Consider the following 24,565-nt stretch of genomic DNA (forward strand, 5'->3'; position numbering starts at 1 on the left):
CAGCAGGACTCGCACAGCCAGCTTCAACGCGGCAGGAGGGGATCGGCGTGGCGCTTACTTTCAGAGCGGGGAAGATGGAAGAGATTGGCGATCGGGTCGAAAATCGACACGAAGCGCTGCACATCTGCCGGCGACTTGAACCGGTTGCGCATCTACTTCCGCCTCCGGAATGGCTGGTATAAATTCTTTTTTCGATTGTTGAATCCCTTTTGCGCACGACCCTCGATCCCCAGCTTGAGATCGCGCCTCGCAGCCCCACAGGATGGCAGCCTGTCGGCGACCATCACTCTTGGAACCCGGCTCTACTTCTTCTTATCAGGACGATCCGACGATGACAGGGTCCGACGGCCTGCCCCATGACGAATTCCCGCATCCGCGCCTCCGGGGAACCTTACCGCGCATTCTCGGTCATTTCAGCCGCGACAGGAGCCTGTTCAGCCTCGAAACTGCTGTCCACAAGATGACCGGCCTGACCGTCCCCGAATTCGGCTACGTTGATCGCGGTGTCATCCGGGAAGGCGCCCATGAAGAAATCACGCTGTTCGATCCGGCAAGCGTGCACGACCGCCGTACTCGCCTTCGAGGTTCTGAACGCGCCTCTTACGCAGCCCTGGTCGGCGATGCTGGGCAATTCGCTGTCGGCGCGGGTCGCGGTGCTGATGCTGTCGATCTATCCGCGGGACTGGGCGCCCGCGCTGAGGGTTGGCCTTGCCATCGCGGCGATGATGGCCGCCGGCGCGCTACATCCGCCAAGCGGTGCGGAGGCGCTGCTCGCGACCTTGAACCCCGGTCCTGGAGGCGGGCCCGATTTTCTTCGCTGGCGCAGGTCGGGCTGATGACGGCCGCGCTGGTCTGTGCGGCAATCCTCTTCAACCGGGTGACCGGGCGCCTCTGGTCGCGTCGATCCCGCGCGGGGTCGCTTCCTGGCCCGTCGGCACCGGGAAAGCCAGTTCTTCGGGCACCGCGTCGCGGTTTGCAAGAATCGCAAATCACCAGTATTGCTGCGGAGTTAGTTGAAAAGTCGGGGAGGACGAAATGAAGTTCAATACATTTGCAGGAACGGCTGCGGCGGCCATTGCCTTTGGCACCAGCGCTTTTGCGCAGACGGAAATCCAGTTCTGGCATGCTTTCACCGGACGGCTCGGCGAGCTGGTCGCAGCGCAGGTCGAAGGGTTCAACGCGTCCCAGAGCGACTACACAGTCGTAGCGACCCACAAGGGCAACTATTCCGAGACGCTGAACGCCGGTATCGCGGCATTCCGCGCGAAAGAGCAACCTCAGATCCTGATGGTCTTCGAGGTCGGCACTGCCACGATGATGGCCGCCAAGGGCGCGATCAAGCCGGTCTACGAGGTCATGGCCGAGTCCGGCGCGGCCTTCAATCCCGATGACTATATCGGCTCGGTCAAAGGCTATTACACCTCGGCCGACGGCCAGATGCTCTCGCTGCCGTTCAACTCCTCTACCCCGGTGCTATGGGTCAACAAGGACGCGCTGTCGGCGGCCGGCATCGACCCTGCGGTCGATCTCTCGACCTGGCAGAAGGTCGGCGAGGTGCTGGACAAGCTCAAGGACTCCGGTCACGCCTGCCCGCTGACCACCGCCTGGCAGAGCTGGATCCATCTCGAGAACCTGTCGGCCTATCACAACGTGCCCTTCGCCACCAAGGACAACGGTTTCAGCGGTCTCGATACCGAACTGGCCTTCAATGCGCCGCTTCAGGTCAAGCACATCCAGACGATGGGCGACTGGGCCAAGGAAGGCAAGTTCATCTACAAGGGCCGCCGCAACGAGGGCGGCGCCGACTTCCGCGCCGGCACCTGCGCGCTGTTCACCGAGAGTTCGGCAGGCTATGCCGGCATCAAGTCCGAAGCCAAGTTCGCCTTTGACGTTCGGCCGCTGCCCTATTGGGACGGCACCGAAGGCGCCCCCCAGAACACCATCATCGGCGGCGCATCGCTATGGGTCATGACCGGGCACGAGGCCGAGGAATACAAAGGCGTCGCATCCTTCCTCAACTATCTCTCCTCGCCCGAGGTGCAGGCCAAGTGGCACCAGGACACCGGCTATCTGCCGATCACCCGCGCCGCCGGCGAACTGACCCGCAGCCAGGGCTTCTATGATGCCAATCCCGGCACCGACATCGCCGTGAAGCAAATGACCGCGAAAGAGCCGACGGCGAATTCCAAGGGCATCCGCCTGGGCAATTTCGACCAGATCCGCGGCATCATCGACGAGGAACTCGAATCCGTCTGGGCCGGCGACAAGGACGCGCAGACGGCCCTTGATACCGCCGTGCAACGTGGCAACGAGCTGCTGCGCCGCTTCGAGCAAGCCAACCGCTAAGGTCGGCAGCGGGGGCCCCGGCCCCCGCCTTTCGTCATGGAAAAGCGCGTCACCTTCAAAGGCTGGCTGTTGCCGATGCTGCTCCTGCTGCCGCAGGTCATCATCACGGCCGTCTTCTTTTTCTATCCCGCCGGACAGGCGGTCTGGCAGTCGCTGTTCATTCCCGATCCCTTCGGTCTGTCATCGCGGTTTGTCGGTCTTGGAAACTTCGAGTATCTGTTGGGCGATCCCTATTATCGCGCCTCCTTCGTTACGACCGCCGTGTTCTCGGGCCTCGTCACGCTGGTCTCGATGGGTGTGGCGCTGTATCTCGCCGTGCTGGCCGACCGGCTGATCAAGGGATCCGGCACCTATCGCGCCTTGCTGATCTGGCCCTATGCCGTTGCGCCCGCCGTGGCCGGGGTGCTGTGGATGTTTATGTTCAACACCCGCGTCGGCGTGGTCGCCTGGTACCTCGGGCTGCTCGGCTATGACTGGAACCACGTGCTGAACGAGGGCGAGGCCATGGGCCTTGTCGTCGTCGCCTCGGCCTGGGGGCGGATCAGCTACAACTTCCTCTTCTTCCTCGCCGGACTGCAGGCGATCCCACGCTCGGTCATCGAAGCCGCCGCCATCGACGGCGCCCGTTTCTGGACGCGCTTTCGCACCATCGTCTGGCCGCTGTTGTCGCCGACGACCTTCTTCCTGCTGGTGGTCAACGTGGTCTATGCCTTCTTTGAGACCTTCGGTGTGATCCACACCATCACCTCGGGCGGCCCCCAGCAAGCCACCACGATCCTCGTGTACAAGGTCTTCAAGGACGGTTTCGTCGGCCAGGATCTTGGCGGATCGGCCGCGCAATCGGTCATCCTGCTGGTGCTGGTGGGACTGCTGACCGTGGTGCAGTTCAAGTTCATTGAACGCAGGGTGCATTACTGATGCGGGACGGAATGGTCGAAAACCGGGGCGCGGGCCACTGGTTCACTCACATCGGGCTGACCATCGGCGTGCTGGTGATCTTCTTCCCGATCTGGCTCGCCTTTGTCGCCTCGACGGTTTCACAGCCCGAGATCGTCAGCCCGCCGATGCCGCTGCTGCCCGGCGACCAGTTCTTCGAGAACTACCGCAAGGCGCTGGTCTCGGGTGTCAATGCCCCGGTGGCGCTGATGCTGGCGAACTCGCTTGTCATGGCCGTCGGCATCGCCGTCGGCAAGATCGTGATCTCGCTGCTTTCGGCCTTTGCGATCGTCTATTTCCGCTTTCCGGGCCGGCGGCTGTTCTTCTGGCTGATCTTCCTCACGCTGATGCTGCCGGTCGAGGTGCGGATCGTGCCGACCTACGAGGTCGTCGCAAGCTTTGGCATGCTGAACAGCTATTCCGGGCTGATCTTCCCGCTGATCGCCTCGGCCACGGCGACCTTCCTGTTCCGGCAGTTTTTCATGACCGTGCCCGACGAACTGGCCGAGGCCGCGCGCGTGGATGGCGCCCGCCCCATGCGGTTCTTCTGGGACATCCTGCTGCCCATGAGCCGCACCAATATCGCCGCGCTTTTCGTGATCCTCTTCATCTACGGCTGGAACCAGTATCTCTGGCCGCTGCTCATCACCACCGATCCGTCGATGAACACCATCGTGATGGGCATCAAGCAGATGTTCCCCTCGGGCGATGACGTTGCCGACTGGCCAGTGATCATGGCGACCTCGATCCTCGCCATGTTGCCGCCGGTCATCGTCGTGGTCTCGATGCAAAAGCTCTTCATCCGCGGCCTAGTCGACAGCGAGAAATAAACAGATGGCAACCCTGACGATCACCGACGTGAAAAAGACCTTCGGCAAGACCGATGTGATCCATGGCGTCTCCATCGACGTGGCCGAAGGCGAGTTCATCGTGATCGTCGGCCCCTCGGGCTGCGGCAAGTCCACCTTGCTGCGGATGGTAGCGGGGCTCGAGACCGTCACATCGGGCGAAATCACCATCGACGGTCGCCGCATGAACGACGTCGAGCCGATGGACCGCAATATTGCGATGGTGTTCCAGAACTACGCGCTCTACCCGCATATGAGCGTGTTCGACAACATGGCCTATGGGCTCAAGATCGCCGGCACGCCCAAGGCCGAGATCGCCGAACGCGTGGCGCAGGCGGCCCAGATGCTGCAGCTCGAACCCTACATGGGCCGCAAGCCGCGCGAACTCTCGGGTGGTCAGCGGCAGCGCGTTGCGATGGGCCGCGCCATCGTGCGCAAGCCGTCAGTGTTCCTCTTTGACGAGCCGCTCTCGAATCTTGATGCAAAGTTGCGGGTGCAGATGCGGCTGGAAATCAAGGAACTGCAGAAGCGGCTCGGCATCACCTCGCTCTACGTGACCCACGATCAGGTCGAGGCGATGACCCTGGCCGACCGGATGATCGTCATGAACGCCGGCCGCGCCGATCAGATCGGCGCTCCGCTGGAGGTTTACGCCAACCCGGCCACCGAGTTCGTCGCCGGCTTCATCGGCTCGCCCGCCACGAACTTCCTGGCCGCCGAGACACTGGGCCGATCGGGCGTTGCGCGGATCGGAGTGCGGCCCGAAAACGCCAGCCTTGTCGCGCCCGATCAGGGCCTGGCCAATGGAACCCTGCTCTTCGCCGAGGCCCTTGGCGCCGAGACGCTGCTGCACCTGCGGCTGACCGGCGGCGAGATGTTCACCCTGCGCCAGGACGGCACCGCGCCGGTGCCCGCCGAGGGCGAGACCTGCGGCATCGGCTGGGACCGGGTGCGCGAACTCTGGTTCGACCACGGCGGCAATCGGGTGCGCCAGGCCGGGTGACGCCAGGGCTCCTGCAGGCCGATATCATCGAGGCGCTTGTGGCTGCGAAGCTGGACCTGCGGATCGGTTGACGGCGACCAACACGCCGGTCGGTCAGATCCTGAACCGTCTCGCCGTCCAGGGGGCCGAGACGGTGTCGGTGAGGACGGACGAGCGGCTGGCCGGCGTCATCACAGGTTCGGACATCATGCGGCTTCTGCTGGCGAAGACACGGGACTGCAGGACCGCCTGATCGGGCCGGTCACTCCTTGCCGCTGGCAGGCTGCGCCCTCGCCGCGACCGGGAAGGTCGACCGCGACAGCAGGTTTCCGTCCTTGTCGACTGTCAGCCGCAATGCCTGGGTCCCGTGGTAGAAGGTCATCCGCCAGCGGCCCTCGTCTTCTCCCTCGCCTTTCTCGCTCAGCGTGGTGATCCGGCCATCGCGCATCCGCGCCTTGATCTCGCGTTCCGTGAGCCCGAAAGTCGCAGAGAGCAGCCGCGCGTCGACCTCGAAGCCATCGGCGTTCCGGGTGACGTCGCTCATGACGTACAATACCTATCGTCATTGGCGGCGTGGGCAATGGGAATAGTGCCCGTCACGACGTTTCCAACCAATATGCGCGCGGGTTTGCTCATGAGGTCATTGCCGGCCCGGAGTGTGCAGGTCTGCAGCGTCGGGAGCCGGCTTGTCTTGGACCAGCCTGTTCAGCTCTGACGGGCGATCTTCCGGAATGATGCGCCAGGCCGCACCCAGGGGATCATCGAATTGTCCATCGTGCAGTGCCCAGACAAAGGCGGCGAGACCGATCAGCCCGAGGGCGATCGAGAGCGGGATGAGAATGCCTAGGCTCATGTCGTGTCCTCCGCGATGGCGACATAGGCGCGCCAGGTTCCATGCCCGAGGACCGGGAAGATCACGATCAGACCAAGCAGGCCTGTCAGCAGCGACAGCGCCAGGCCGGCGGCGACCACCATGCCCCAGGCCAGCATGGGCGCCAGGTTCTGCACTGTCATCACCAGGCTCAGGCCCATGGCTGTCAGGGCGTCGGTGCGCCGCGACACCAGCATCGGAACCGAAAAGGCGCTGATGGCGAAGGCGAAAGCCGCGAACAGCCCGCCCACCAGCGCGCCCGTCCCGAGCAGCGCCCAGCCACGCGGAGTTGTCAGCACGTTGCTCAAGGCCTCCTGCGCACCGGGGAAGGGCACCAGGCCGAAGAACAGCGCATAGAGAAGGTCTGCGGCGCGTAACCAGAACAGGATGAGGAGACCGAGCAGCAGACCGGCATAGGCGAGCTGCGGGCCCGAGGCCGGGCGGAACGCCAGCATCCGCCCCAGCGTCACAGTTTCGCCCGCCGCCTGGAGGCGGCTCTTCTCGTAGAGGCCGATGGCGAGGAAGGGTCCGACGATCAGAAAGCCCGACAGTGCGGGCAGCGCGAGATAGAGCAGGTGGCTGACCTCGAGTAACCAGAGTACCGCGTAGGACATCAGGGTAAGAAACAGCCCGTAGGCGAGACTGGGCCCAAGAGCGGCCCGGAAATCAACCCAGCCGCCGCACAGCCAGCCAAAAGCGGCGGAGGCGGGCAGATTGCGCGCATAGACCGGAACCAGGCGGTCCGGCTTGCGAAGTCTGGGAAGCGGTTCGAGCACGACAGTCTCCTTTCAGCAGTCCCGTCGGGCAGGCATCGCGCCGGCGGCCAGTTTGCATTCGGGCTGTGACCCTATGGCCACCGCGACCAGATGCGCGTTGGCGGCAACGACCCCCAGCACGACGACCAGCGCCACGGCAATCGCCAGGCGTTTTTGGGTGCTTCCGGTCATTGCCCTGCCTCATCACCGGCGGTGTCCAGCCCCGCGACATAGAGCGCCAGCAGGTTGATCTCGGCCGGCGACAGGCGTGCCGTCCAGGCCGGCATCACCCCCTGCCGGCCGTGACGCAGGGTCTCAAGCACCGTGGCGGCATCCTGACCGTAGATTACCGCCTGGTCCGTCAGCGAGGGTGCGCCGACACCCAGTCCGCCTTCGCCGCCCTCGCCGTGGCAGGAGGCGCAGTTCTCGGAGAAGAGCGTCGCAGCCGGGCTGCCGGCATCGGCAGTTCCGTCGCGCAACCCGGCCACGAATTGCGCCAGAGCCTCCAGGTCGCCCGTCTCCATCCAGTCGAAGGAGGGCATCTCGGCATAGCGCGTTTCGGGATCTTCTGCGTTGATGCCGTGGCGGATGGTCAGGGCGATCTCCGCAGGTTCGCCGCTCCAGAGCCAGGTGGCATCGGCGAGCACCGGGAAGCCTGGTCCGCCCTGCCCCGCGGTTCCGTGGCAGGCAGCACAATTGTCTCCGAAGAGGCGTTGTGCGGCTGGGTACGCCGCGGCCATCAGCCCGGCATCGGCCCGCAGCTCCTCGAGATCGGACTCGGTGAAGCGCGCCAGCCAGCCTTGGCGCCCGGTTTCCAGCGCGCGGTAGCCGGTGACCGCTTCCTCATCCTGATCCAGCGCCCAGAGACCGCGCGTGTAGTCCCGTCCAAGCGGCCATGCCGGCAGCAGTACCCATGCGATGACGGAATAGGCGAAGGTCAGGACCAGCGCCCATATCACCAACTTGGGAAAGGGTGTGTTCAACTCCTTGATGCCGTTCCAGTCGTGACCGGTGGTGTCATGCCCGGTCACCGGATCGACCTCGCGGTTGTGTAGCTCGCTCATTCCGCTGTCTCCGTTCCGGCCAGCACCGAGCGCGCGGCCGCCTCGTGCGCCGCACGGCGCGCCGGGCTATAGGCGCGGATCACCACAATGGCGAAGAAGCCCATCAGCCAGATCAGGCCGAGCGTCTTGGATAGGTAGACCAGCAGATCATGGGTCATTGGCTGCGCTCCGTCAGGATACCGAATGGCGCATCGGTCTGCGTGCCGAGCGATTGCAGGTAGGCCACCAACGCGTCCAACTCGGTGAGCCGGGACGGATCGGCGTCGAAACTGCGCAGCGCCGGTCGTTCGCCGTAGCGCGCCAGGAAACCTTCGGCTGCGTCGCTGTCAGGGCGGCTCTGTGCCAGGGCGTCGGCCTCGGCGGCGGCGATCATCTCCGGGGCGTAGGGCACACCAAGACGCGCCAGAGCGGCCAGCGAATCCGACAGAAGCCCGGTGTCGAGCGTCTCCGTCAGCCAGGGATAGGCCGGCATGATCGAGGCCGGCACCATGGCGCGCGGGTTGAGCAGGTGCGCGACATGCCAGGCATCGGAATACTTGCTGCCCAACCGCGCAAGGTCTGGCCCGGTACGCTTGGACCCCCAGAGCATCGGGTGGTCATAGGCGGATTCTCCGGCCAGCGAATAGGGCCCGTAGCGGTCGATCTCGTCGGCAAGACTGCGCACCATCTGGCTATGGCAGGCATAGCAGCCCTCGCGGATGTAGATGCCTCGCCCCGCCAGTTCCAGCGGCGTGAGCGGGCGCAGGTCGGCAGGCATCTCGACGGTCTCGTCGATGGTGAAAAGCGGCGCGATCTCGACGATCCCGCCGACCGAGGCCGCGACGATGATGGCCGCGACCAGGCCCATCGAAACCCGTTCGAGGTTGTAGTGCAGTCTCAGCATGGCCTCACTCCGCAGGCTGGGCGACAAGCGGGCGGTCACGCGCCTCGCCCTGTGCCGCACGCATGGTGGCCCGGCAGTTCCAGGCGCAGATCGCCGCCCCGGCAAGGAACATCGCGCCGCCGATGGTGCGCAGCAGGTAATAGGGCGCCATCGCCTGAACCGATTGCAGGAAACTGTAGGACAGCGCGCCGTTGGCGTCATATGTGCGCCACATCAGGCCCTGCGTGATACCCGCGTTCCACATGGCGATGACGTAGACAAGTGTGCCGGTCACTGCGAGCCAGAAGTGCCATTCCACGGCGCGGGGCGAAGCCATGTCGACGCGGCCCGACACCTGCGGCACCAGGGTGTAGATCGCCCCGAACACGATCATCGCGACCCAGCCCAGGGTGCCGGAGTGGACATGGCCGATGGTCCAATCGGTATAGTGGCTCAACGAGTTGACCGGCCGGATGGCCAGGAACGAGCCTTCGAACGTCGACAGCCCGTAAAACACCGCCGCGACGAACATGAAGCGCAGCGTGGCGTCGTCGCGGACCTTGTGCCAGGCGCCATTGAGCGTGGCGATGGCATTACCGGCCGAGGCCCAGCTGGGCACCAGCAGCATGATCGAGAAGGTCATGCCCAGTGTCTGCGCCCAGTAGGGCAGCGCGGTGTAATGCAGATGGTGCGATCCAACCCAGATGTAGAAGAAGGTGATGCCCCAGAAGCTGACGATGGAAAGCCGATAGGACCAGATCGGCCGTCCCGAACGCACCGGCAGGAAGTAGTAGAGCATGCCGAGGAAGCCAGCGGTCAGGAAGAAGGCAACCGCGTTGTGACCGTACCACCACTGCACCATCGCATCCTGCACTCCAGACCAGACCGGAAAGCTCTCGGCGGTGGTGAGCCGCACCGGCAGAGCCAGGTTGTTGACGATGTGCAGCATCGCCACGACCAGGATGAAGGCCAGGTAATACCAGTTGGCGACGTAGATATGCGGCTCGGCCCGGCGCGCCAGCGTGCGCAGGTAGAGGGCGAAATAAGTGATCCAGATCACCACCAGCCAGAGGTCGGCATACCAGGCGGCCTCGGCATATTCCTTAGACTGGGTGCTGCCCATCAGATAGCCGGTGACGGCCCAGGCGCAGAACAGGTTGTAGCCTAGCAGCACGACCCAGGGGCTGACGGAATCGGCCAGCCGGGCCCGCGCGCTGCGCTGGAGCACGTGAAACGATGTGGCAATCAGCGCATTGCCACCAAAGCCGAAGATGATGCCGGTGGTATGCACCGGTCGCAGCCGGCCAAAGCTCGTCGCGGGCCAGGGTGGAGTCGCCTCGGGCCAGTACAGCAGCGCGGCGACCCAGACGCCGGCCGCCATGCCGATGATCGCCCAGACCAGCGTCATCGCGATACCGAACCGGGTTGGCGCATCGTCGTAGCGCTGCATCCGCTCGCGCGGCGGCGGCGGATCGTAGAGCGCGCCCCCCAGCCTCACGGCGAGGCCGAGCCCGAGCGCTAGCGCCATGAAGCCATGCACTGACATCACCCCCTGGCGCGCCGCCGCCGCCATGGCGAACCCCAGAAGGGTCAGCAGGACTGACAGGGCAAGGCCGACACGGCGTTCGGAATATGTCAGTGTGGCTGTCATCGTGTCCAACCTTCCGCCATCATGCCGTGGCGCGCTGCGGCAGGGCGATATCGGCGAGTGTTGACTGGTTGAGATCCTCGATGAACCGGGCCTCGGCGCGCCGCAGCCTGGCCTTGAGGCGACAGCAGCCCTCGATGCTGCAATCGCTTCCGCCTGTCCCGAAACATTCGACCAGCGCCTGCCCATCCTCGAGCAGCCGCACGATGTCGCCGAGCCGGATGGTCGAGGCCTCACGACAGAGCACCGCCCCGCCGCCGCCGCCCCGGCGCGTCTCGACAATGCCGCCGCGGGCGAGCTGCTGCATGATCTTGGTCAGGTGATTGCGCGAGAGGGCGAATTCCTCGGCCAGCTCAGCTGTCGAGAAGGCCCGATCGGGCGCGCTGGCCATCCGCATGAGCATCCGCAGTCCGTAATCGGTGAAGGAGGTGAGACGCATGTGACCTCGCAATTGCATGAATTGGTATTTACAATACCTATTAATCAAGATAGGCCTGAGATCAAGCCAAAACTGCGGAGACCCCGATGCCGCCCGAAGAGCCCGATATCCTGTCCGCGCGTCCGCAGATGACCGCCGAGATCATGTCCCGCACCGGCCTGAACGAAGCTGTGCTTACCCGGCTGGTGCATCGGTTCTATGGCAAGGTGCGCGCCGATAAGGTGCTGGGGCCGATCTTCGCGGCGCGTATCGCCGATTGGGACCCGCACCTGCAGCGCATGGTGGCCTTCTGGTCGTCGGTCGCCCTGATGACCGGCCGCTATCACGGCGCGCCGGTGCCTGCACACGTGGCCCTGCCGGTCACCTGGGATCATTTCGAACGCTGGCTGGACCTGTTTCGCGAGACGGCGGCAGAGACCTGTTCGCCCGCAGGCGCCGCGCATGTGGTCGAACGCGCCGAGCGGATCGCCCGATCGCTGCACATGGCGGTCGAGGATGCGAAGCCCGGTGCAATCCCCTCGCTGATCTGCGGATAGCGAAATGAGGAAACCAGCAACTCGCCTGTACGCTGCCCGTCTCACCCGTTTTATCGAAACGGAGTTCCATGCCAGGCACCGTGCCCAACTGCTCGAACTGGTGGCGCTGTCGGAGAAAGTTGAAGCTCTCCACGCCGGGGAGCCAAAGGTGCCTGCCGGCTTGGGCCAGCTGCTGTGCCGTATGGTCGAAGAGCTGGAAGTGCACATGAAGAAGGAAGAACTGATCCTCTTCCCCGCCATCCGTCGGAATGCTGCACTACTCGACCCGCTGATCGCGGAGGTGCGTGCGGATCACGACGACCACAAAGCTGAGGTAGGGCAGATCATGCGGCTGACCGACCATCAGGCCCTGGCGAAAGGCGCCTGCCGGCGCTGGATGCAGCTTTATGCCGGCATCGGCGCCTTCCTGGACGACCTGCTTGAGCATATCCGGCTTGAGAATGAGGTACTCTTTCCCCATTTCGAGACAAAGCAGGCGGGCCATGCCTGAGCATCGCCTACCCGTTCCCGAGACAGCTGTCGAACGCATCCGTGTCAAACGCATCTATAGGGCAGCGCGTGTCTCGGACGGCAAGCGGATCCTGATCGATCGCCTCTGGCCGCGTGGCATCACGCGGGATCGCGCTCGGCTTGCGAGTTGGTGCCGAGAGATCGCGCCGAGCGACAGCTTGCGGCGATGGTTCCACGCCCATCCCGATGGCTGGGCGGAATTCGAAAAGCGTTACCAGTCGGAACTCGCCACGCGACACGAGCTGGTGCGTGAGTTAGCGGGATTGGCGCGCGAGGGGATCATTACTCTCCTGTTTGGCGCGAAGGACGAGGAGCACAACAATGCCATCGTACTGCGCAACTACATTCGCCGACAGATGAACGAGGAGGACCGAATAGGTGACCGACTCGAGAGGTGACGCGGCCCTGCATACACCGCTTTGCGATCTGTTGGGCTGCAAGGTGCCCATTCTGCTGGCAGGTATGGGCGGTGTGGCGCGTTGGGAACTGGCCGCCGCAATAGCCAATGCCGGTGGCTATGCTACGCTGGGCATGGTGCGCGAAGCCCCCAGCTTGATTGCCGCGGAGGTGGCCGCGCTGCGCCAGGCAACCGATCGCCGCTTTGCTGTCAACCTGATCCCGGCGGCAACGGAGCAGCGGCTGCTCGACGCACAGATCGACTGTTGTATCGATCTCGATGTCCCGGCGTTCAGTTTCTTCTGGGACGTCATGCCGGAGGTGGTCGCGCGGGTGAAGCGCGCGGGTTGCCTGGTGCTACATCAGGTCGGAACACTTGCGGCAGCCCGCATGGCCGAGGCCGCCGGGGCGGATGTCATCATCGCGCAAGGCGTCGAGGCGGGTGGCCATGTGCACGGACGCAGCCCAGCCTTTGAGCTGGCCGAGCAGATCCTCGCACAGACAAAGCTGCCGGTGGTGGTATCGGGCGGGATCGCCACCGGAGAGGGCCTGGCCGCGGCGCTTGCGATTGGCGCAGCAGGTGTACTATGCGGCACCGCCTTCCTGGCAACCCAGGAAGCTTTCGCGCACCCCTATCACAAGTCCCGCATCGTCGAGGCCAGTGGCGAGGACACTGTACTGACCGATGTCTTCGTTCTGAACTGGCCACGAGGCGCGGCAGTGCGGGTAATCTCCAACAGCGTGACTGAACGGCTGAACGGACAGTATCTCGGCCACGATCCCGACGCTCTGCCGCGCGAGACTATAGCCTGGGATGGCGATCAGGCCCGCCTGCGCTACAGCACGGATTCGCCGCTGCGAACCACCGCTGGCGACCTTGAGGCCATGGCCCTCTATGCCGGACGGGGAACCGGTGCCATCCACGACATCCCGACAGCGGCACAGCGTTTGGCAAGGATGGCCGCCCAAGCCAGAAACCTGCTTCAAGGAATGGTGTGAAACGAGATGGGGGCTCCGTCATGAGTGACGACGACTTCAAAAGCTTCGCCTGTTCCAGTGGCTTTTCCTCGCCGCCCTGCTATGCCGCCGAGATCGCACCGGGATACTTCGATTCGCTGGCGGTGGATCCGCAACAGGCGCGCGATGTCGCCCGCTGGCGCCGGGCCGCGCGCAGCCGCCTGCGCGCCGCGCGCCTGGCGCTGTCGGTGGCCGATCGCAAAGCTGCCGGCGCGGCGTTGACCGGGCACCTGCGGCAGTTGTTGCAAGGCCGTTTCGGCGGCGCGCGGGGTCTGGTGTTTTCCGCTTACTGGCCGATCAAGGGTGAACCTGACCTGCGGACATTGATGTCGGAACTGCACGGTGACGGCGTGATCATCGCTTTGCCGGTGGTCGAGACCAGAGCCGCGCCGCTGACCTTCCGCCGCTGGACACCAGATACGCGCATGGTGCGCGGTGACTGGAACATTCCGGTGCCTCCTCCCGATGCTCCGGTCCTCACTCCCGACATCGCCCTCGCACCGCTGGTCGGTTGGACGGCGGAAGGCTATCGGCTTGGCTATGGTGGCGGCTACTTCGACCGGACGCTGGCAGCGCTGGACCCAAAGCCCTTCGTCATCGGGATCGGCCTGCAGGCGGCGAAACTGGCGACCATCTATCCGCAACCACATGACATTCCGCTGGACCTCATCCTGACGGAGGGCGACGTACATGTCTCTCCTTCAGGGGCTCCAGGCAGGCATGGGGCGGCACTGCAATGGACGCCGGTCGCTCGGAACAGACCCCGTTGAAATCGGCAAAACCTGATATTGGCAGTGGCAGATTGACCTGATCTGGTTGCGCTTCGGTTCTACCGGCCTCACTGCAGCCAAAACCCGATAATTTGGATTGTAATTATTCCAGCTTAGCCCTCCTTTCGACGTTTTGGCAAAATTACTGGATTCCATATCGAAAAGAGATAGGGTGGGGGAACGATAGAAGACGGGCGTAAGGTGATGTCCAATCCCAGCCGACGCAACTTCCTTCGGGGCCGGCTTTCCACGTGCCGCAGCCCGGCACTCCATCCTCCCGGTGCCCACGCGGGCTTTTTGCAGTTGTGCACGCAGTGCGGAGACTGCTCACGTGCCTGTCCGCAAGCCATAGTCGTGCAAAGCGTTTCAGGCTTTCCGGAACTTGACTTCTCCAAAGGCGCCTGCACCTTCTGCCAAGACTGCATGCGAGCCTGCCCGACGGGGGCCTTGGCGCAGGATGATACCCCCGAATGGCCTTGGCGCGCCTCGGTAGGCGCGACCTGCCTGTCGCTTGCCGGCATCGCCTGCCGCACCTGCGAGGATGGCTGCGGCGAGCGGGCGCTCCGTTTCCGCCTAGTGACTGGCGGACGCGCGATCCCTTTGATCGACACTGACTTGTGCACTGGCTGTGGCGAATGCGCCTATGTCTGCCCGGCGGGCGCGATCACATTCACGGTCTCGCAACCCGGCCAAGAGGTTCAGGCATGAATATATGTGGCTGCCTCGTCCATGTCTCCCGCGAAGCCCTGTCTGGGGCCCGCGAACAGATGGAGGGCATGGCCGGCGTCGAAGTTCACGCCGCCACGCCGGACGGCCGCCTTGTCGTGGTCGTTGAGGACACCGCAGAAGCGCCTGCCTCGGAAATCATCATGTCGTTGCACCAGATCCCCGGCGTGTATTCGCTGACCCTAAATTACCATCATTTCGAACCTTCGTCCTAGGATTGCGCCTGTCGCGGCGCTCATAAGGAGACCCGCCCATGACCATGTCGGAATCACGCCGCAGCTTCCTCAAGGCAACTGCCGCCGCCAGCACTGCCGCAGCCGCAGGCATTACCCTCAGCCCGGCTCTCGCGCAGGCTCAGACGCCGGGCAATTCCGACATCCGCTGGGACAAGGCGCCCTGCCGTTTCTGTGGCACCGGCTGTTCCGTGCTGGTGGGCACCAAGGAGGGCCGCGTCGTCGCTACTCAGGGCGATCCGGAGGCACCGGTGAACCGGGGGCTGAACTGCATCAAGGGCTATTTCCTGTCCAAGATTATGTATGGCGCTGACCGCTTGACCACGCCGCTGCTGCGCAAGGCCAACGGCGTCTACGACAAGAACGGCGAATTCGAACCGGTCAGCTGGGACGAGGCATTCGACGTCATGGCCGCGAAGTGGAAGGAGGCGCTGGCGGCCAAGGGTCCGACCTCGGTGGGCATGTTCGGTTCTGGCCAATGGACGGTCTGGGAAGGTTATGCTGCGTCGAAGCTGATGAAGGCAGGCTTCCGTTCCAACAACATCGACCCGAATGCGCGGCACTGCATGGCCTCAGCCGTTGTCGGCTTCATGCGTGCCTTCGGTATCGATGAACCGATGGGCTGTTACGACGACTTCGAGCACGCCGATACCTTCGTGCTATGGGGTTCGAACATGGCCGAGATGCACCCGATCCTGTGGTCGCGGCTGACCGATACGCGGCTGACCAAGGAGGGGGCACAGGTGCATGTCCTGTCGACCTTCGAGCACCGTAGCTTCGAGCTGGCCGACAATGGCATCGTCTTCGCGCCACAAACCGACCTGGCAATACTGAACTACATCGCCAACTACATCATCCAGAACGACGCGGTGAACTGGGACTTCGTCAACAAACACGTCAACATCACCAAGACCGATACCGATATCGGCTATGGTCTGCGCGACAATGATCCGCGCCAGGAGAAGGCTGCCAACCCGAATTCCGGCAAGCTGACCCCGATCGACTTCGACGAATATGCGGCGTCAGTAGCCAGGTATTCTGTCGAATATGTCTCCGAATTGTCCGGTGTGCCGGCGCATCAGCTCGAGAAGCTGGCCCGGCAATATGCCGACCCCAACCGCAAGGTCATGTCGCTCTGGACCATGGGCTTCAACCAGCACACCCGCGGATCCTGGGCCAACGGGTCGGTCTACAACATCCACCTGCTGACCGGGAAAATATCGGAGCCGGGCAACTCGCCCTTCTCGCTCACCGGCCAACCCTCGGCCTGCGGAACCGCGCGGGAGGTCGGCACCTTTGCGCACCGGCTGCCGGCTGATCTCGTGGTGACGAACGAGGAACATCGCGCCCATGCCGAAGAGATCTGGAAACTGCCGCCCGGCACCATTCCTGATAAGCCCGGTCTGCACGCGGTGGCACAAAACCGCGCGCTGAAGGACGGCACGCTCAATGCCTATTGGGTGCAGTGCAACAACAACATGCAGGCTGGGGCAAACATCAACGGCGAAGGCTATCCTGGCTATCGCAACCCCGACAACTTCATCGTTGTCTCAGATCCCTATCCGACCGTCACTGCAATGGCCGCCGACTTGATCCTGCCCACCGCCATGTGGGTCGAGAAAGAGGGTGCCTATGGGAATGCCGAGCGCCGCACGCAGTTCTGGCGCCAGCAGGTCAAGGCTCCGGGCGAAGCGCGGTCCGACCTATGGCAGTTGATGGAATTCTCGAAACGCTTCACCGTCGACGAGGTCTGGGGCGCGGAGCTGGTGGCCAAAAAGCCGGAACTCGCCGGAAAGACGCTATATCAGGTGCTCTATGAGAACGGGCAGGTCAACGCCTTCCCTTTGAGCGAGACCGCCGAGGGGTTCGAAAACGATGAATCCCTGCACTTCGGTTTCTACGTGCAGAAAGGCCTGTTCGAGGAATACGCCAGCTTCGGCCGCGGCCACGGCCACGACCTCGCCGATTTTGACGTCTATCATCACGCGCGTGGCCTGCGCTGGCCGGTGGTCGACGGCAAGGAAACGCTTTACCGATTCCGCGAAGGCTATGACCCCTATGTGCCTGCTGGCAGCGACTTGACCTTCTATGGCCACAAGGACGGCAAGGCCAAGATCATCTTCTCACCCTACGAGCCGGCGGCCGAGGAGCCTGACGAGGAATATGACCTCTGGCTCTCGACAGGACGGGTGCTCGAGCACTGGCATTCCGGTTCGATGACCCGGCGGGTGCCCGAGTTGCACCGCGCATTCCCTGCGGCAGTGGTGTTCATGAACCCCGACGACGCCGAGGCGCGCGGGCTGCGGCGCGGCCAGGAGATCGTGATCTCGACCCGTCGCGGCGAAATGCTGAGCCGGGTCGAGACCCGGGGTCGCAACAAGCCGCCCAGGGGGCTGGTATTCGTGCCCTGGTTCGACGAGGGCCAGCTGATCAACAAGCTCACACTGGATGCAACCTGCCCGCTCTCGAAGGAGACGGACTTCAAGAAGTGCGCCTGCAAGGTCGAACGGGCATGATCCGCCGCGATTGAGAAACGGGGGCGCGCGATGGTTTGCGCGCCCCGCACAGTCAACCATGGAAGCCGGGCATGTCATTTGCCAAGCCAACCTTATCGCCCCAGCGCCGCCGGTTCCTGACCGACACCGCGCGTTTGGCAGGAGGCGGCCTGCTTCTGGGCGGCGGGCTGGTCTGGTGGGTCGAGGACGCCCGTTCCCTGCCAGCCGAGGCCCTGCGTCCGCCTGGCGCCTTGCCCGAGGGCGACTTCCTGGCCGCCTGCATCCGGTGTGGGCTTTGCGTGCGCGACTGTCCTTACGACACCTTGTCGCTCGCCGAACTGGGGGCTGATGGCCCGGCGACAGGTACGCCCTATTTCACCGCTCGGGACGTGCCCTGCGAGATGTGCGAGGATATCCCCTGCGTCGCCGCTTGTCCGACCGGCGCACTCGATCCGGGGCTGACCGATATCGATGCGGCCCGCATGGGCACGGCGGTCCTGGTCGATCAGGAGAATTGCCTCAACTTCCTCGGGTTGCGATGCGACGTCTGCTATCGGGTCTGCCCCGTGATCGACCAGGCGATCACGCTCGAACTCTCGCACAACAACCGGTCCGGGCATCACGCCATCTTCGCTCCGACAGTTCACGCCGACTATTGCACCGGTTGCGGCAAATGCGAGAAGAGCTGCGTTCTGCCCGAGGCGGCCATCAAGGTGCTCCCGCTTCGTCTTGCGCGTGGTGCTCCCGGCGACCATTACCGAAAGGGCTGGGAAGAAGAGCAAAACAACGGCGGTCCGTTGGTCGAAGGGATTATCGACCTGCCAGACCGCCTGCCGGGCCCCGGCACCGATAACCTTGCTGCGCCGGGCGGTTTCGAACCGGCCTTCAAACTGCCGGAGGGCGGGCAATGAAGGCCAAGACCGCCATGCCCGTCGGCGTCGAGGCCATCCGCACCAAGGGTTGGTGGCTGGCGCATCGGTTCCAAGTCCTGCGACGCCTATCACAGGCGGGCTTTCTGATGCTGTTCCTGCTCGGGCCTTGGTTCGGCATCTGGTGGGTTGTCGGCACTCTTGCCGGCTCGCGGACCTTCGGTCTGCTGCCGCTCACAGACCCGCTGGTGCTGACGCAGAGCGTTGTTGCCGGGCATTGGCCCGAACTGACCGCCTTTACCGGTGCGGCAATCGTGCTTGCGGTCTATGCGCTTGTCGGCGGGCGGGTCTATTGTTCATGGGTCTGCCCGATCAACCCCGTCACCGATGCCGCCTATTGGCTGCACAATCGGCTGGGCCTGCAAAAGGGATGGCAACCGAAACGCCAGACCCGGCTGTGGGCGCTTGGCGCGGTGCTTGCCGTCTCGACGCTGACCGGGACAATCGCTTGGGAGATGGTCAATCCGATCACCATCTTGCACCGCGGGCTGATCTTCGGCCTCGGCTTCGCCTGGGCGCTGGTCGCGCTGGTTTTCGTCTTCGATCTGCTGGTGTCGCGCAGGGGCTGGTGCGGTCACCTGTGCCCCGTCGGCGCTTTCTACGGGCTGATCGGCCAAAAGAGCCTGCTGCGCGTCTCGGCTACGAGGCGAAATACCTGCGACGACTGCATGGACTGTTTTGCCATCTGCCCCGAGAATCAGGTGATTTCACCTGCCTTGCGAGGCCGGGAGGGCGAGACGCCGCTCATCCTGTCGCCCGACTGCACCAACTGCGGTCGTTGCATCGACGTTTGCTCGGTCGACGTCTTTGCCTTCACCCATCGGTTCGACCATCGCGTCGACGACACTAAAGACCCAAGGCCCACCGAGGCCGCCCGCAAAGCGGTGTGACATGAGGAAAGGGAGTCGTGACATGAAACTGTCAGTCTTTGCGGTGATAACCGCCGTAGGTCTGAGCTTGGCGATGGGCGGTCTGGTGACGGCGCAGTCGACCGCCCCGGTCAAGGCGCTGCGCGGCGCCGGTGTCGACAGCGAGCTGCCGCCGCCGGGCTTCCCCAGCCAGGACGAAGGCCGGCAGGTGCGCAACTACCGGCAGCAGCCGCCAATCATTCCGCATCCCATCGACAACTATCAGATCGACCGACGCACCAACCAGTGCCTCAGTTGCCACGACTGGACCAACGCCGGCGACCGTGGCGCGCCGACGCTGTCAATGACCCACTACCTCGACCGGGCGGGCAACCAGCTCGATACCGTGGCCGGAACCCGTTGGTTCTGCAACCAGTGTCACGTCCCGCAGGCCGATACGCCCTCTCTGGTGGGCAATACCTTCCGCCCCTCCGGCCAATCCAACTGACCAATCGACAGGGAGACGCACCATGCCGGACACCGAGAACACGCCACGCCGCCCAAACATCCTGCGCCGCGCCTGGGATGCCTTCTGGAGCCCGACCGGAGTGCTTAGCACCGGCTTCCTGCTGATCGCCGGGTTCCTCGCCGGCATCATCTTCTGGGGCGGATTTCACTGGTCGCTGGAACTGACCAATACCGAGGAGTTTTGCACCTCGTGCCACACCATGGAAACCAATCTGAGCGAATACCGTCAGACGGTTCACTACAACAACCATTCCGGCGTGCGCGCGATCTGCTCCGACTGCCATGTGCCGCATGAATGGCAATACAAGATGAAGGCCAAGATCATGGCGGTGAAGGACGTCTACCACGAAGTCCTCGGCACCATCTCGACACCGGAGAAATACGAGGAACGCCGCCTCGAGATGGCCTCGGCCGTCTGGCGCAAGATGAAGACCTCGGACAGCCGCGAATGCCGCAACTGTCACGCCTTCGAGTATATGGACTTCACCCTTCAGGAAACTCGTGCGGCCTCGAACCACCAGCGGGCCATCGACGAGGGCATGACCTGCATCGACTGCCACCAGGGCATCGCCCACGATCTTGCGCCGGGCTACCTCGAGGAGTACCGCCACGTTGTCGAAAGCCTCGCCAGCGCCGGGGACATCACACCAGCGCGCATGGACCTGGCCTCGATCCGGACATACCTCGACGCCGCGCGCGACTGAACCCGCAGAACCGGCGGCGCATGGGCCGCAGATCTCAAGGCTACGGAGACCCCTGACATGCTCAGTTTTCTCGACCTTCTCGGAACCATCGGCGGAAGCATCCTCGGACTGCCAGGCATATTCGGCGTAGCCTTCGGTATGATGACCCGGAACTGGCTGCTGGGGGGCAGCATTGGCGGCCTGATCGGGTTGCTGTCGGCCTGGCTGATGGGCGGGTCGCATTCAACCTATGTGCCGCTCACGGTGACGGAATATGTCGTCGCCATCACCGTCGGGATCCTCGCCGGGCTGACCGGCAGCGCGATCCGCCGCAGGGGTGCAACTGTTTGACGAACGGTCTGAACCCAGACTCGCCGCCGCGCCAATGCACGGCCCATGTTTTCCATCAGCCAATCTGCGTATGCGCCGATACGCGGTTCAGCGGGTAGTCAGTTAGAGGGTGCGGTTGTTGCAGGCGCCTCAGGTCCCTTGGTTTCCGAGTTGTTACCCCAGACATAATATAGCCCGACAAGGACGATCAGAGCGACGATGACGATTACCCAGGTTCTTTGCGACATGCGAGTTTCCAATCATGTCTTCCGCGAGGCCGGATAGCACTCGACTTCTGGTAGCATGATCCTCGGAATGTCTGATTTCAAGTAGTCTTGATGGTTTCAGCGGCTTCCGAGTTGGACGGCTTTCAGACCGGAACACCTGTCGAGAACAGGAAAGAGCTTGCCCCCGGATCCCGGAGTGGGGCGATTTTCACTATGCGGCCATCTTGGCGGCCATGTCGATCCGTGTCTGCTCGGGCGTGCGGTAACCGATGGTCGAGTGGCGTCGCTGGCGATTGTAAAAAATCGCAATATACTCGAACAGCGCGGCCTTTGCCTTCTGGCGCGACCGGAACCGCGTGCGGTGGACCAGCTCGTTCTTCAGCGATCCGAAGAAACTCTCCATCGGCGCGTTATCGAGACAATCGCCCTTTCGGCTCATCGAGGCGACGGCTTTCCAAGCATAGAGAAGCCGCCTGTAGTCACCGGCAGCATATTGGATGCCCCTGTCTGAATGACAGATGAGACCCGGCGCTGGCCGGCGGTTCTGCAGCGCCATGCGCATCGCATCGACGGCCAAGCTGCTCTTCAGGCGGTCGGACATCGACCAGCCGACGATCTCCATGGTCGCCATGTCCTTGACTGCGGCGAGGTAAAGCCAGCCCTCGTCCGTGGGCACGTAGGTGATGTCCGCCAGCCAGATGCGGTCGGGCTCCGAGGCCCGGAAATTCCGCATCAGCAGGTTCGGAGCGATCCCCAGATTGTGCCGGCTGTCGGTCGTCCGCGGCACGCGGTGGCCTGCCCCCTGAAAAGTGGTCCTCCCTGAAGTAGGCTTTCGAGCCAGATGGAGGATCAAGGAATGCCCCAGAAGAAGCATAAGCCCGAGGAGTGCGGCGCGACAAACAAGTTGAGACTCAGCGTCAATCAGGATGGGACGCGGTGTTGGGCCTGTGACAGAAGGAGGGCGTAGCCCGACTGGAGGAACAGGCCCAACACCGCGTGCGCTTCGAATTTGCGTCTGCGATCGCGGCCGGACCGATACGCTGGTGGTTTTCAGGAATGGGAACCACCTTTGTGCCGGGCCGCCATGTAACCGATCAACAGACGAGGCTTTTCATGAAGCTCCGACAGACCCACCCGATCGAGGTGGCCGCCGCCAAGGCCGATTTCAGCCGCTCCACTGGGTATCGTATCGCGCATGACCCACGACTTCCTTCGCAGAAGGCGCAGCCGAGGGAGCGCCGACGGCCCGATCCGCTCGAGGCCATCTTCGATGCTGAAGTCGTGCCGCTCCTGAAGGAGGCGCCGGGGCTGCGGCCGGTGGCGATCTTCGAGGAGATGCTGCGCCGCTATCCCGAACTCTCGCCGGGTATCCGCCGAACCCTCGAACGCCGGATCCGGTCCTGGCGCGCGTTGCACGGTGCCGAGCAGGATGTGATCTTCCGGCAGGTTCATGAGCCGGGCCGGCTGGGCCTGTCGGACTTCACCGACATGTCCTCCCTGGGTGTCACGATCGGCGGCCAGCCCGTGGCGCATCTGCTCTATCACTTCCGCCTGCCGTGGTCGGGGTTTGAGCATGGCCATGTCATTCTCGGCGGCGAAAGCTTCGTCGCCCTGGCCGAGGGGCTGCAGAACGCGCTGTGGTCCGCCGGTGGCGCGCCGCATCAGCATCGCACCGACAGCCTTTCCGCGGCCTTCCGCAGCCTCGACGCCGACGCCGCGGCTGATCTGACGCGGCGCTACGATGCGCTCTGCGCGCATTACCGGATGACACCCACGCGCAACAACCGCGGGGTGGCGCATGAGAACGGCGCCATCGAAAGCGCGCACGGCCATCTCAGGGCGGCGATCCGCGACGCCCTGCTGATGCGGGGCGGGGCAGAGTTTGCCAGTCTGGCGGATTACCGCGCCTTCGTGGACGAGATCGTGGGGCGCCGGAATGCGGCTCATGGCAAGCGCATCGCCGCAGAACGGGCCTATCTTCAGGCCCTGCCTTCGAACCGCACGACCGACTTCGAGGAGGTTATCGTCACTGTGTCATCGACCGGCGGCTTCACCCTGCGCAAGGTCTTCTACACCGTGCCGTCCCGCCTGATCGGGCATCGGCTGCGTGTGCGCCTGTTCGATGACCGGCTGGATATCTTCGTCGGCGGAACGCATCTGCTGACCCTGCCGCGCGGTCGCGCCCAGGCCAGCGGCAAGCACGATCAGGTGGTCAGCTACCATCACGTCATCCATTCGCTGCGCAGGAAGCCGATGGCGCTGCTGAACCTCGTCTATCGCGACAAGCTCTTCCCGCGAGCGGCCTACCGCCGCGCCTTCGAGGCTCTGATGGCCCAGCTGCCCGAGAAGATGGCCTGCAAGGTCACCGTCGAACTCCTGGCGCTGGCGCATGATCGCGGCTGCGAGCGCGAGCTGGGCGTCGAGATCGAGACGGTTCTGGCGGCAGGACTTCTGCCCGATCCGGTCGCCTTGCGACGGCGGTTCGGACCCGATCCATCGGACCTGCCGACCGTCTCGGTGGCGCAGGTCGGCCTCGAAAGCTACGACGCGCTCGTCGCCCCGACGGCCTGGATGGGAGAAACGGCATGACGACCGCGCATCCCGTCGACGAGGCCCGCCTCGGCATCATGCTGAACGAGTTGCGCCTGCCCACGATCAAGACGCTCTGGCCGCAGTTCGCCGAAACGGCCGATCGCGAGGGCTGGCCCGCGGCGCGCTTCCTCGCCGCCATCGCCGAGCACGAACTGGCCGAGCGCGCCAATCGCCGCATCGAACGCCACCTCGCCGAGGCGCATCTGCCGCCGGGTAAGACCCTCGACAGCTTCGCCTTCGAGGCCGTTCCGATGATCTCCAAGGCGCAGGTCATGGCCATGGCGGCGGGTGACAGCTGGCTCGCCAAGGGCGCGAACGTGCTGATGTTCGGCCCGCCGGGCGGCGGCAAGAGCCACCTCGCGGCCGCCATTGGCCTCGCCCTCATCGAGAATGGCTGGCGGGTGATGTTCACCCGAACCACGGACCTGGTCCAGAAGCTGCAGGTAGCGCGGCGCGAATTGCAGCTCGAAGCAGCTATCGCCAGGCTGGACAAGTTCGACCTGCTGATCCTCGACGACCTCGCCTACGTCACCAAGGATCAGGCCGAGACCAGCGTGCTGTTCGAACTGATCTCCGCTCGCTACGAGCGAAGGTCAATCCTGCTCACCGCAAACCAACCCTTCGGTGAATGGAACCGGGTCTTCCCGGACCCAGCCATGACGCTCGCCGCCGTCGACAGGCTGGTTCACCACGCCACCATCTTCGAGATGAACGTCGAGAGCTACAGGCGGCGAAGTGCCATGGAGGCCAAGCGATCACGCGGCAGACCCGCCGCCTTCGCGACAATCAACAACACCCCGCAGATTGTCGCGGAGCGTCAATCAACCCAAACATCAGCCCTTGCCAGCGACAATCAGGATGATACCGTCGCTGACGCCGCGACGTAGAATCCCATCCAGATTGACGCGCGCGTCTCATCCAGTTTGTCGCGCTATAAGGAGATTGTCGTGAAGCTCCGGCAGGTCGATGTGTTGGTATCGCAGGGCCGGTCGGT

General features: G+C 63.9%; 31 protein-coding genes and 1 pseudogene. 21 read left to right on the forward strand and 11 right to left on the reverse strand.

Features of this window, described 5'->3' with window-relative positions; genetic code table 11:
- Positions 1-23: 23 nt before the first annotated feature.
- The gene (locus tag IE266_RS27225) at positions 24-152 is read right to left on the reverse strand and encodes a hypothetical protein (RefSeq protein ID WP_268249782.1); all 129 of its coding nucleotides are present in this window, start codon (positions 150-152) and stop codon (positions 24-26) included.
- A 372-nt stretch (positions 153-524) separates the two neighbouring features.
- Here IE266_RS27225 and IE266_RS25410 point away from each other — a divergent pair, with 372 nt between their 5' ends.
- The 6 genes from IE266_RS25410 (at position 525) to IE266_RS25435 (ending at position 5,365) form a co-directional block, all read left to right on the forward strand.
- Positions 525-836 carry an HPP family protein gene (locus IE266_RS25410; RefSeq protein ID WP_189682944.1) on the forward strand — a complete coding sequence of 104 codons (312 nt, stop codon included), beginning with the start codon at positions 525-527 and terminating at the stop codon, positions 834-836.
- A 199-nt stretch (positions 837-1,035) separates the two neighbouring features.
- A complete protein-coding gene (gene ugpB, locus IE266_RS25415) occupies positions 1,036-2,346 on the forward strand; it encodes a sn-glycerol-3-phosphate ABC transporter substrate-binding protein UgpB (RefSeq protein ID WP_189682945.1) in 1,311 nt (436 codons plus the stop codon).
- A gap of 36 nt (positions 2,347-2,382) precedes the next feature.
- Entirely contained in the window at positions 2,383-3,264 is an 882-nt protein-coding gene (gene ugpA, locus IE266_RS25420) for a sn-glycerol-3-phosphate ABC transporter permease UgpA (RefSeq protein WP_189682946.1), read from the forward strand.
- Between the two features lie 11 nt (positions 3,265-3,275).
- Positions 3,276-4,112, forward strand: coding sequence for a sn-glycerol-3-phosphate ABC transporter permease UgpE (ugpE, locus tag IE266_RS25425; protein WP_189682971.1), 837 nt, complete (start codon positions 3,276-3,278; stop codon positions 4,110-4,112).
- Between the two features lie 4 nt (positions 4,113-4,116).
- The gene (ugpC, locus tag IE266_RS25430; protein ID WP_189682947.1) at positions 4,117-5,133 is read left to right on the forward strand and encodes a sn-glycerol-3-phosphate ABC transporter ATP-binding protein UgpC; all 1,017 of its coding nucleotides are present in this window, start codon (positions 4,117-4,119) and stop codon (positions 5,131-5,133) included.
- A gap of 67 nt (positions 5,134-5,200) precedes the next feature.
- The gene (locus tag IE266_RS25435; RefSeq protein ID WP_189682948.1) at positions 5,201-5,365 is read left to right on the forward strand and encodes a hypothetical protein; all 165 of its coding nucleotides are present in this window, start codon (positions 5,201-5,203) and stop codon (positions 5,363-5,365) included.
- A gap of 9 nt (positions 5,366-5,374) precedes the next feature.
- Here the strand turns inward: IE266_RS25435 and IE266_RS25440 are convergent, their stop codons facing one another.
- The 9 genes from IE266_RS25440 to IE266_RS25480 all read right to left on the reverse strand — a co-directional run bounded on the left by IE266_RS25440 (position 5,375) and on the right by IE266_RS25480 (position 10,751).
- Entirely contained in the window at positions 5,375-5,656 is a 282-nt protein-coding gene (locus tag IE266_RS25440) for a DUF6522 family protein (protein WP_189682949.1), read from the reverse strand.
- A gap of 96 nt (positions 5,657-5,752) precedes the next feature.
- Complete coding sequence (ccoS, locus tag IE266_RS25445; RefSeq protein ID WP_189682950.1) at positions 5,753-5,965, reverse strand: cbb3-type cytochrome oxidase assembly protein CcoS; 213 nt, start codon at positions 5,963-5,965, stop codon at positions 5,753-5,755.
- The gene (locus IE266_RS25450) at positions 5,962-6,759 is read right to left on the reverse strand and encodes a DUF2189 domain-containing protein (protein WP_229864489.1); all 798 of its coding nucleotides are present in this window, start codon (positions 6,757-6,759) and stop codon (positions 5,962-5,964) included. The genes ccoS and IE266_RS25450 overlap by 4 nt, the downstream gene beginning before the upstream one ends.
- 12 nt (positions 6,760-6,771) lie before the next feature.
- Entirely contained in the window at positions 6,772-6,930 is a 159-nt protein-coding gene (locus IE266_RS25455) for a hypothetical protein (protein ID WP_189682951.1), read from the reverse strand.
- Positions 6,927-7,802, reverse strand: a complete 876-nt coding sequence (ccoP, locus tag IE266_RS25460; protein ID WP_189682952.1) for a cytochrome-c oxidase, cbb3-type subunit III — start codon at positions 7,800-7,802, stop codon at positions 6,927-6,929. Before ccoP ends, IE266_RS25455 begins: the two co-directional genes overlap by 4 nt.
- Positions 7,799-7,960, reverse strand: a complete 162-nt coding sequence (locus tag IE266_RS25465) for a cbb3-type cytochrome oxidase subunit 3 (RefSeq protein WP_189682953.1) — start codon at positions 7,958-7,960, stop codon at positions 7,799-7,801. The genes ccoP and IE266_RS25465 overlap by 4 nt, the downstream gene beginning before the upstream one ends.
- Entirely contained in the window at positions 7,957-8,685 is a 729-nt protein-coding gene (gene ccoO / locus IE266_RS25470; RefSeq protein WP_189682954.1) for a cytochrome-c oxidase, cbb3-type subunit II, read from the reverse strand. The genes IE266_RS25465 and ccoO overlap by 4 nt, the downstream gene beginning before the upstream one ends.
- A 4-nt stretch (positions 8,686-8,689) precedes the next feature.
- Positions 8,690-10,315 (reverse strand): cytochrome-c oxidase, cbb3-type subunit I, encoded by a 1,626-nt coding sequence (gene ccoN / locus IE266_RS25475; protein WP_189682955.1) that lies wholly within the window; start codon positions 10,313-10,315, stop codon positions 8,690-8,692.
- 19 nt (positions 10,316-10,334) lie between these two features.
- Complete coding sequence (locus tag IE266_RS25480; protein ID WP_189682956.1) at positions 10,335-10,751, reverse strand: RrF2 family transcriptional regulator; 417 nt, start codon at positions 10,749-10,751, stop codon at positions 10,335-10,337.
- 86 nt (positions 10,752-10,837) lie between these two features.
- Between IE266_RS25480 and IE266_RS25485 the strand changes: the two genes are divergently transcribed.
- From IE266_RS25485 to IE266_RS25545, 13 genes are all read left to right on the forward strand, one after another.
- Complete coding sequence (locus IE266_RS25485; RefSeq protein WP_229864491.1) at positions 10,838-11,287, forward strand: group III truncated hemoglobin; 450 nt, start codon at positions 10,838-10,840, stop codon at positions 11,285-11,287.
- Positions 11,288-11,291: 4 nt separating this feature from the next.
- Positions 11,292-11,777, forward strand: coding sequence for a hemerythrin domain-containing protein (locus IE266_RS25490; RefSeq protein WP_189682957.1), 486 nt, complete (start codon positions 11,292-11,294; stop codon positions 11,775-11,777).
- Positions 11,770-12,195 (forward strand): DUF488 domain-containing protein, encoded by a 426-nt coding sequence (locus tag IE266_RS25495; RefSeq protein WP_189682958.1) that lies wholly within the window; start codon positions 11,770-11,772, stop codon positions 12,193-12,195. Before IE266_RS25490 ends, IE266_RS25495 begins: the two co-directional genes overlap by 8 nt.
- Positions 12,176-13,192, forward strand: coding sequence for an NAD(P)H-dependent flavin oxidoreductase (locus IE266_RS25500; protein ID WP_189682959.1), 1,017 nt, complete (start codon positions 12,176-12,178; stop codon positions 13,190-13,192). Before IE266_RS25495 ends, IE266_RS25500 begins: the two co-directional genes overlap by 20 nt.
- Before the next feature lie 20 nt (positions 13,193-13,212).
- A complete protein-coding gene (locus tag IE266_RS25505) occupies positions 13,213-13,980 on the forward strand; it encodes a 5-formyltetrahydrofolate cyclo-ligase (RefSeq protein WP_189682960.1) in 768 nt (255 codons plus the stop codon).
- Positions 13,981-14,184: 204 nt separating this feature from the next.
- Positions 14,185-14,688: a ferredoxin-type protein NapF gene (gene napF / locus IE266_RS25510; protein WP_189682961.1), complete on the forward strand. Its 504-nt coding sequence runs from the start codon at positions 14,185-14,187 to the stop codon at positions 14,686-14,688.
- On the forward strand, positions 14,685-14,921 hold the full coding sequence (locus IE266_RS25515; protein ID WP_189682962.1) for a chaperone NapD: 237 nt from the start codon (positions 14,685-14,687) through the stop codon (positions 14,919-14,921). Before napF ends, IE266_RS25515 begins: the two co-directional genes overlap by 4 nt.
- A 44-nt stretch (positions 14,922-14,965) precedes the next feature.
- Complete coding sequence (gene napA, locus IE266_RS25520; RefSeq protein ID WP_189682974.1) at positions 14,966-17,455, forward strand: nitrate reductase catalytic subunit NapA; 2,490 nt, start codon at positions 14,966-14,968, stop codon at positions 17,453-17,455.
- A gap of 71 nt (positions 17,456-17,526) precedes the next feature.
- Positions 17,527-18,345, forward strand: a complete 819-nt coding sequence (gene napG / locus IE266_RS25525; protein ID WP_189682963.1) for a ferredoxin-type protein NapG — start codon at positions 17,527-17,529, stop codon at positions 18,343-18,345.
- Positions 18,342-19,253, forward strand: a complete 912-nt coding sequence (gene napH, locus IE266_RS25530; protein ID WP_189682964.1) for a quinol dehydrogenase ferredoxin subunit NapH — start codon at positions 18,342-18,344, stop codon at positions 19,251-19,253. The genes napG and napH overlap by 4 nt, the downstream gene beginning before the upstream one ends.
- Before the next feature lie 22 nt (positions 19,254-19,275).
- The gene (locus IE266_RS25535) at positions 19,276-19,719 is read left to right on the forward strand and encodes a nitrate reductase cytochrome c-type subunit (protein WP_189682965.1); all 444 of its coding nucleotides are present in this window, start codon (positions 19,276-19,278) and stop codon (positions 19,717-19,719) included.
- A 22-nt stretch (positions 19,720-19,741) separates the two neighbouring features.
- Positions 19,742-20,443, forward strand: coding sequence for a NapC/NirT family cytochrome c (locus IE266_RS25540; protein ID WP_189682966.1), 702 nt, complete (start codon positions 19,742-19,744; stop codon positions 20,441-20,443).
- A gap of 57 nt (positions 20,444-20,500) precedes the next feature.
- Positions 20,501-20,773 carry a hypothetical protein gene (locus IE266_RS25545; RefSeq protein WP_189682967.1) on the forward strand — a complete coding sequence of 91 codons (273 nt, stop codon included), beginning with the start codon at positions 20,501-20,503 and terminating at the stop codon, positions 20,771-20,773.
- A gap of 417 nt (positions 20,774-21,190) precedes the next feature.
- Here IE266_RS25545 and IE266_RS25550 read toward each other — a convergent pair.
- Positions 21,191-21,778, reverse strand: a pseudogene (locus tag IE266_RS25550) (IS3 family transposase); the annotation flags it as partial.
- A gap of 272 nt (positions 21,779-22,050) precedes the next feature.
- On the opposite strand from IE266_RS25550, the gene istA reads away from it, so the two are divergent.
- Together istA and istB are read left to right on the forward strand one after the other, a co-directional pair.
- Positions 22,051-23,568, forward strand: a complete 1,518-nt coding sequence (gene istA / locus IE266_RS25555; protein ID WP_444544515.1) for an IS21 family transposase — start codon at positions 22,051-22,053, stop codon at positions 23,566-23,568.
- A complete protein-coding gene (gene istB / locus IE266_RS25560; RefSeq protein ID WP_189682970.1) occupies positions 23,565-24,458 on the forward strand; it encodes an IS21-like element helper ATPase IstB in 894 nt (297 codons plus the stop codon). The genes istA and istB overlap by 4 nt, the downstream gene beginning before the upstream one ends.
- Positions 24,459-24,565: the final 107 nt, after the last annotated feature.

Origin of the sequence: Seohaeicola zhoushanensis (genome assembly GCF_014656415.1) — a bacterium.
GTDB lineage: Bacteria > Pseudomonadota > Alphaproteobacteria > Rhodobacterales > Rhodobacteraceae > Seohaeicola_A > Seohaeicola_A zhoushanensis.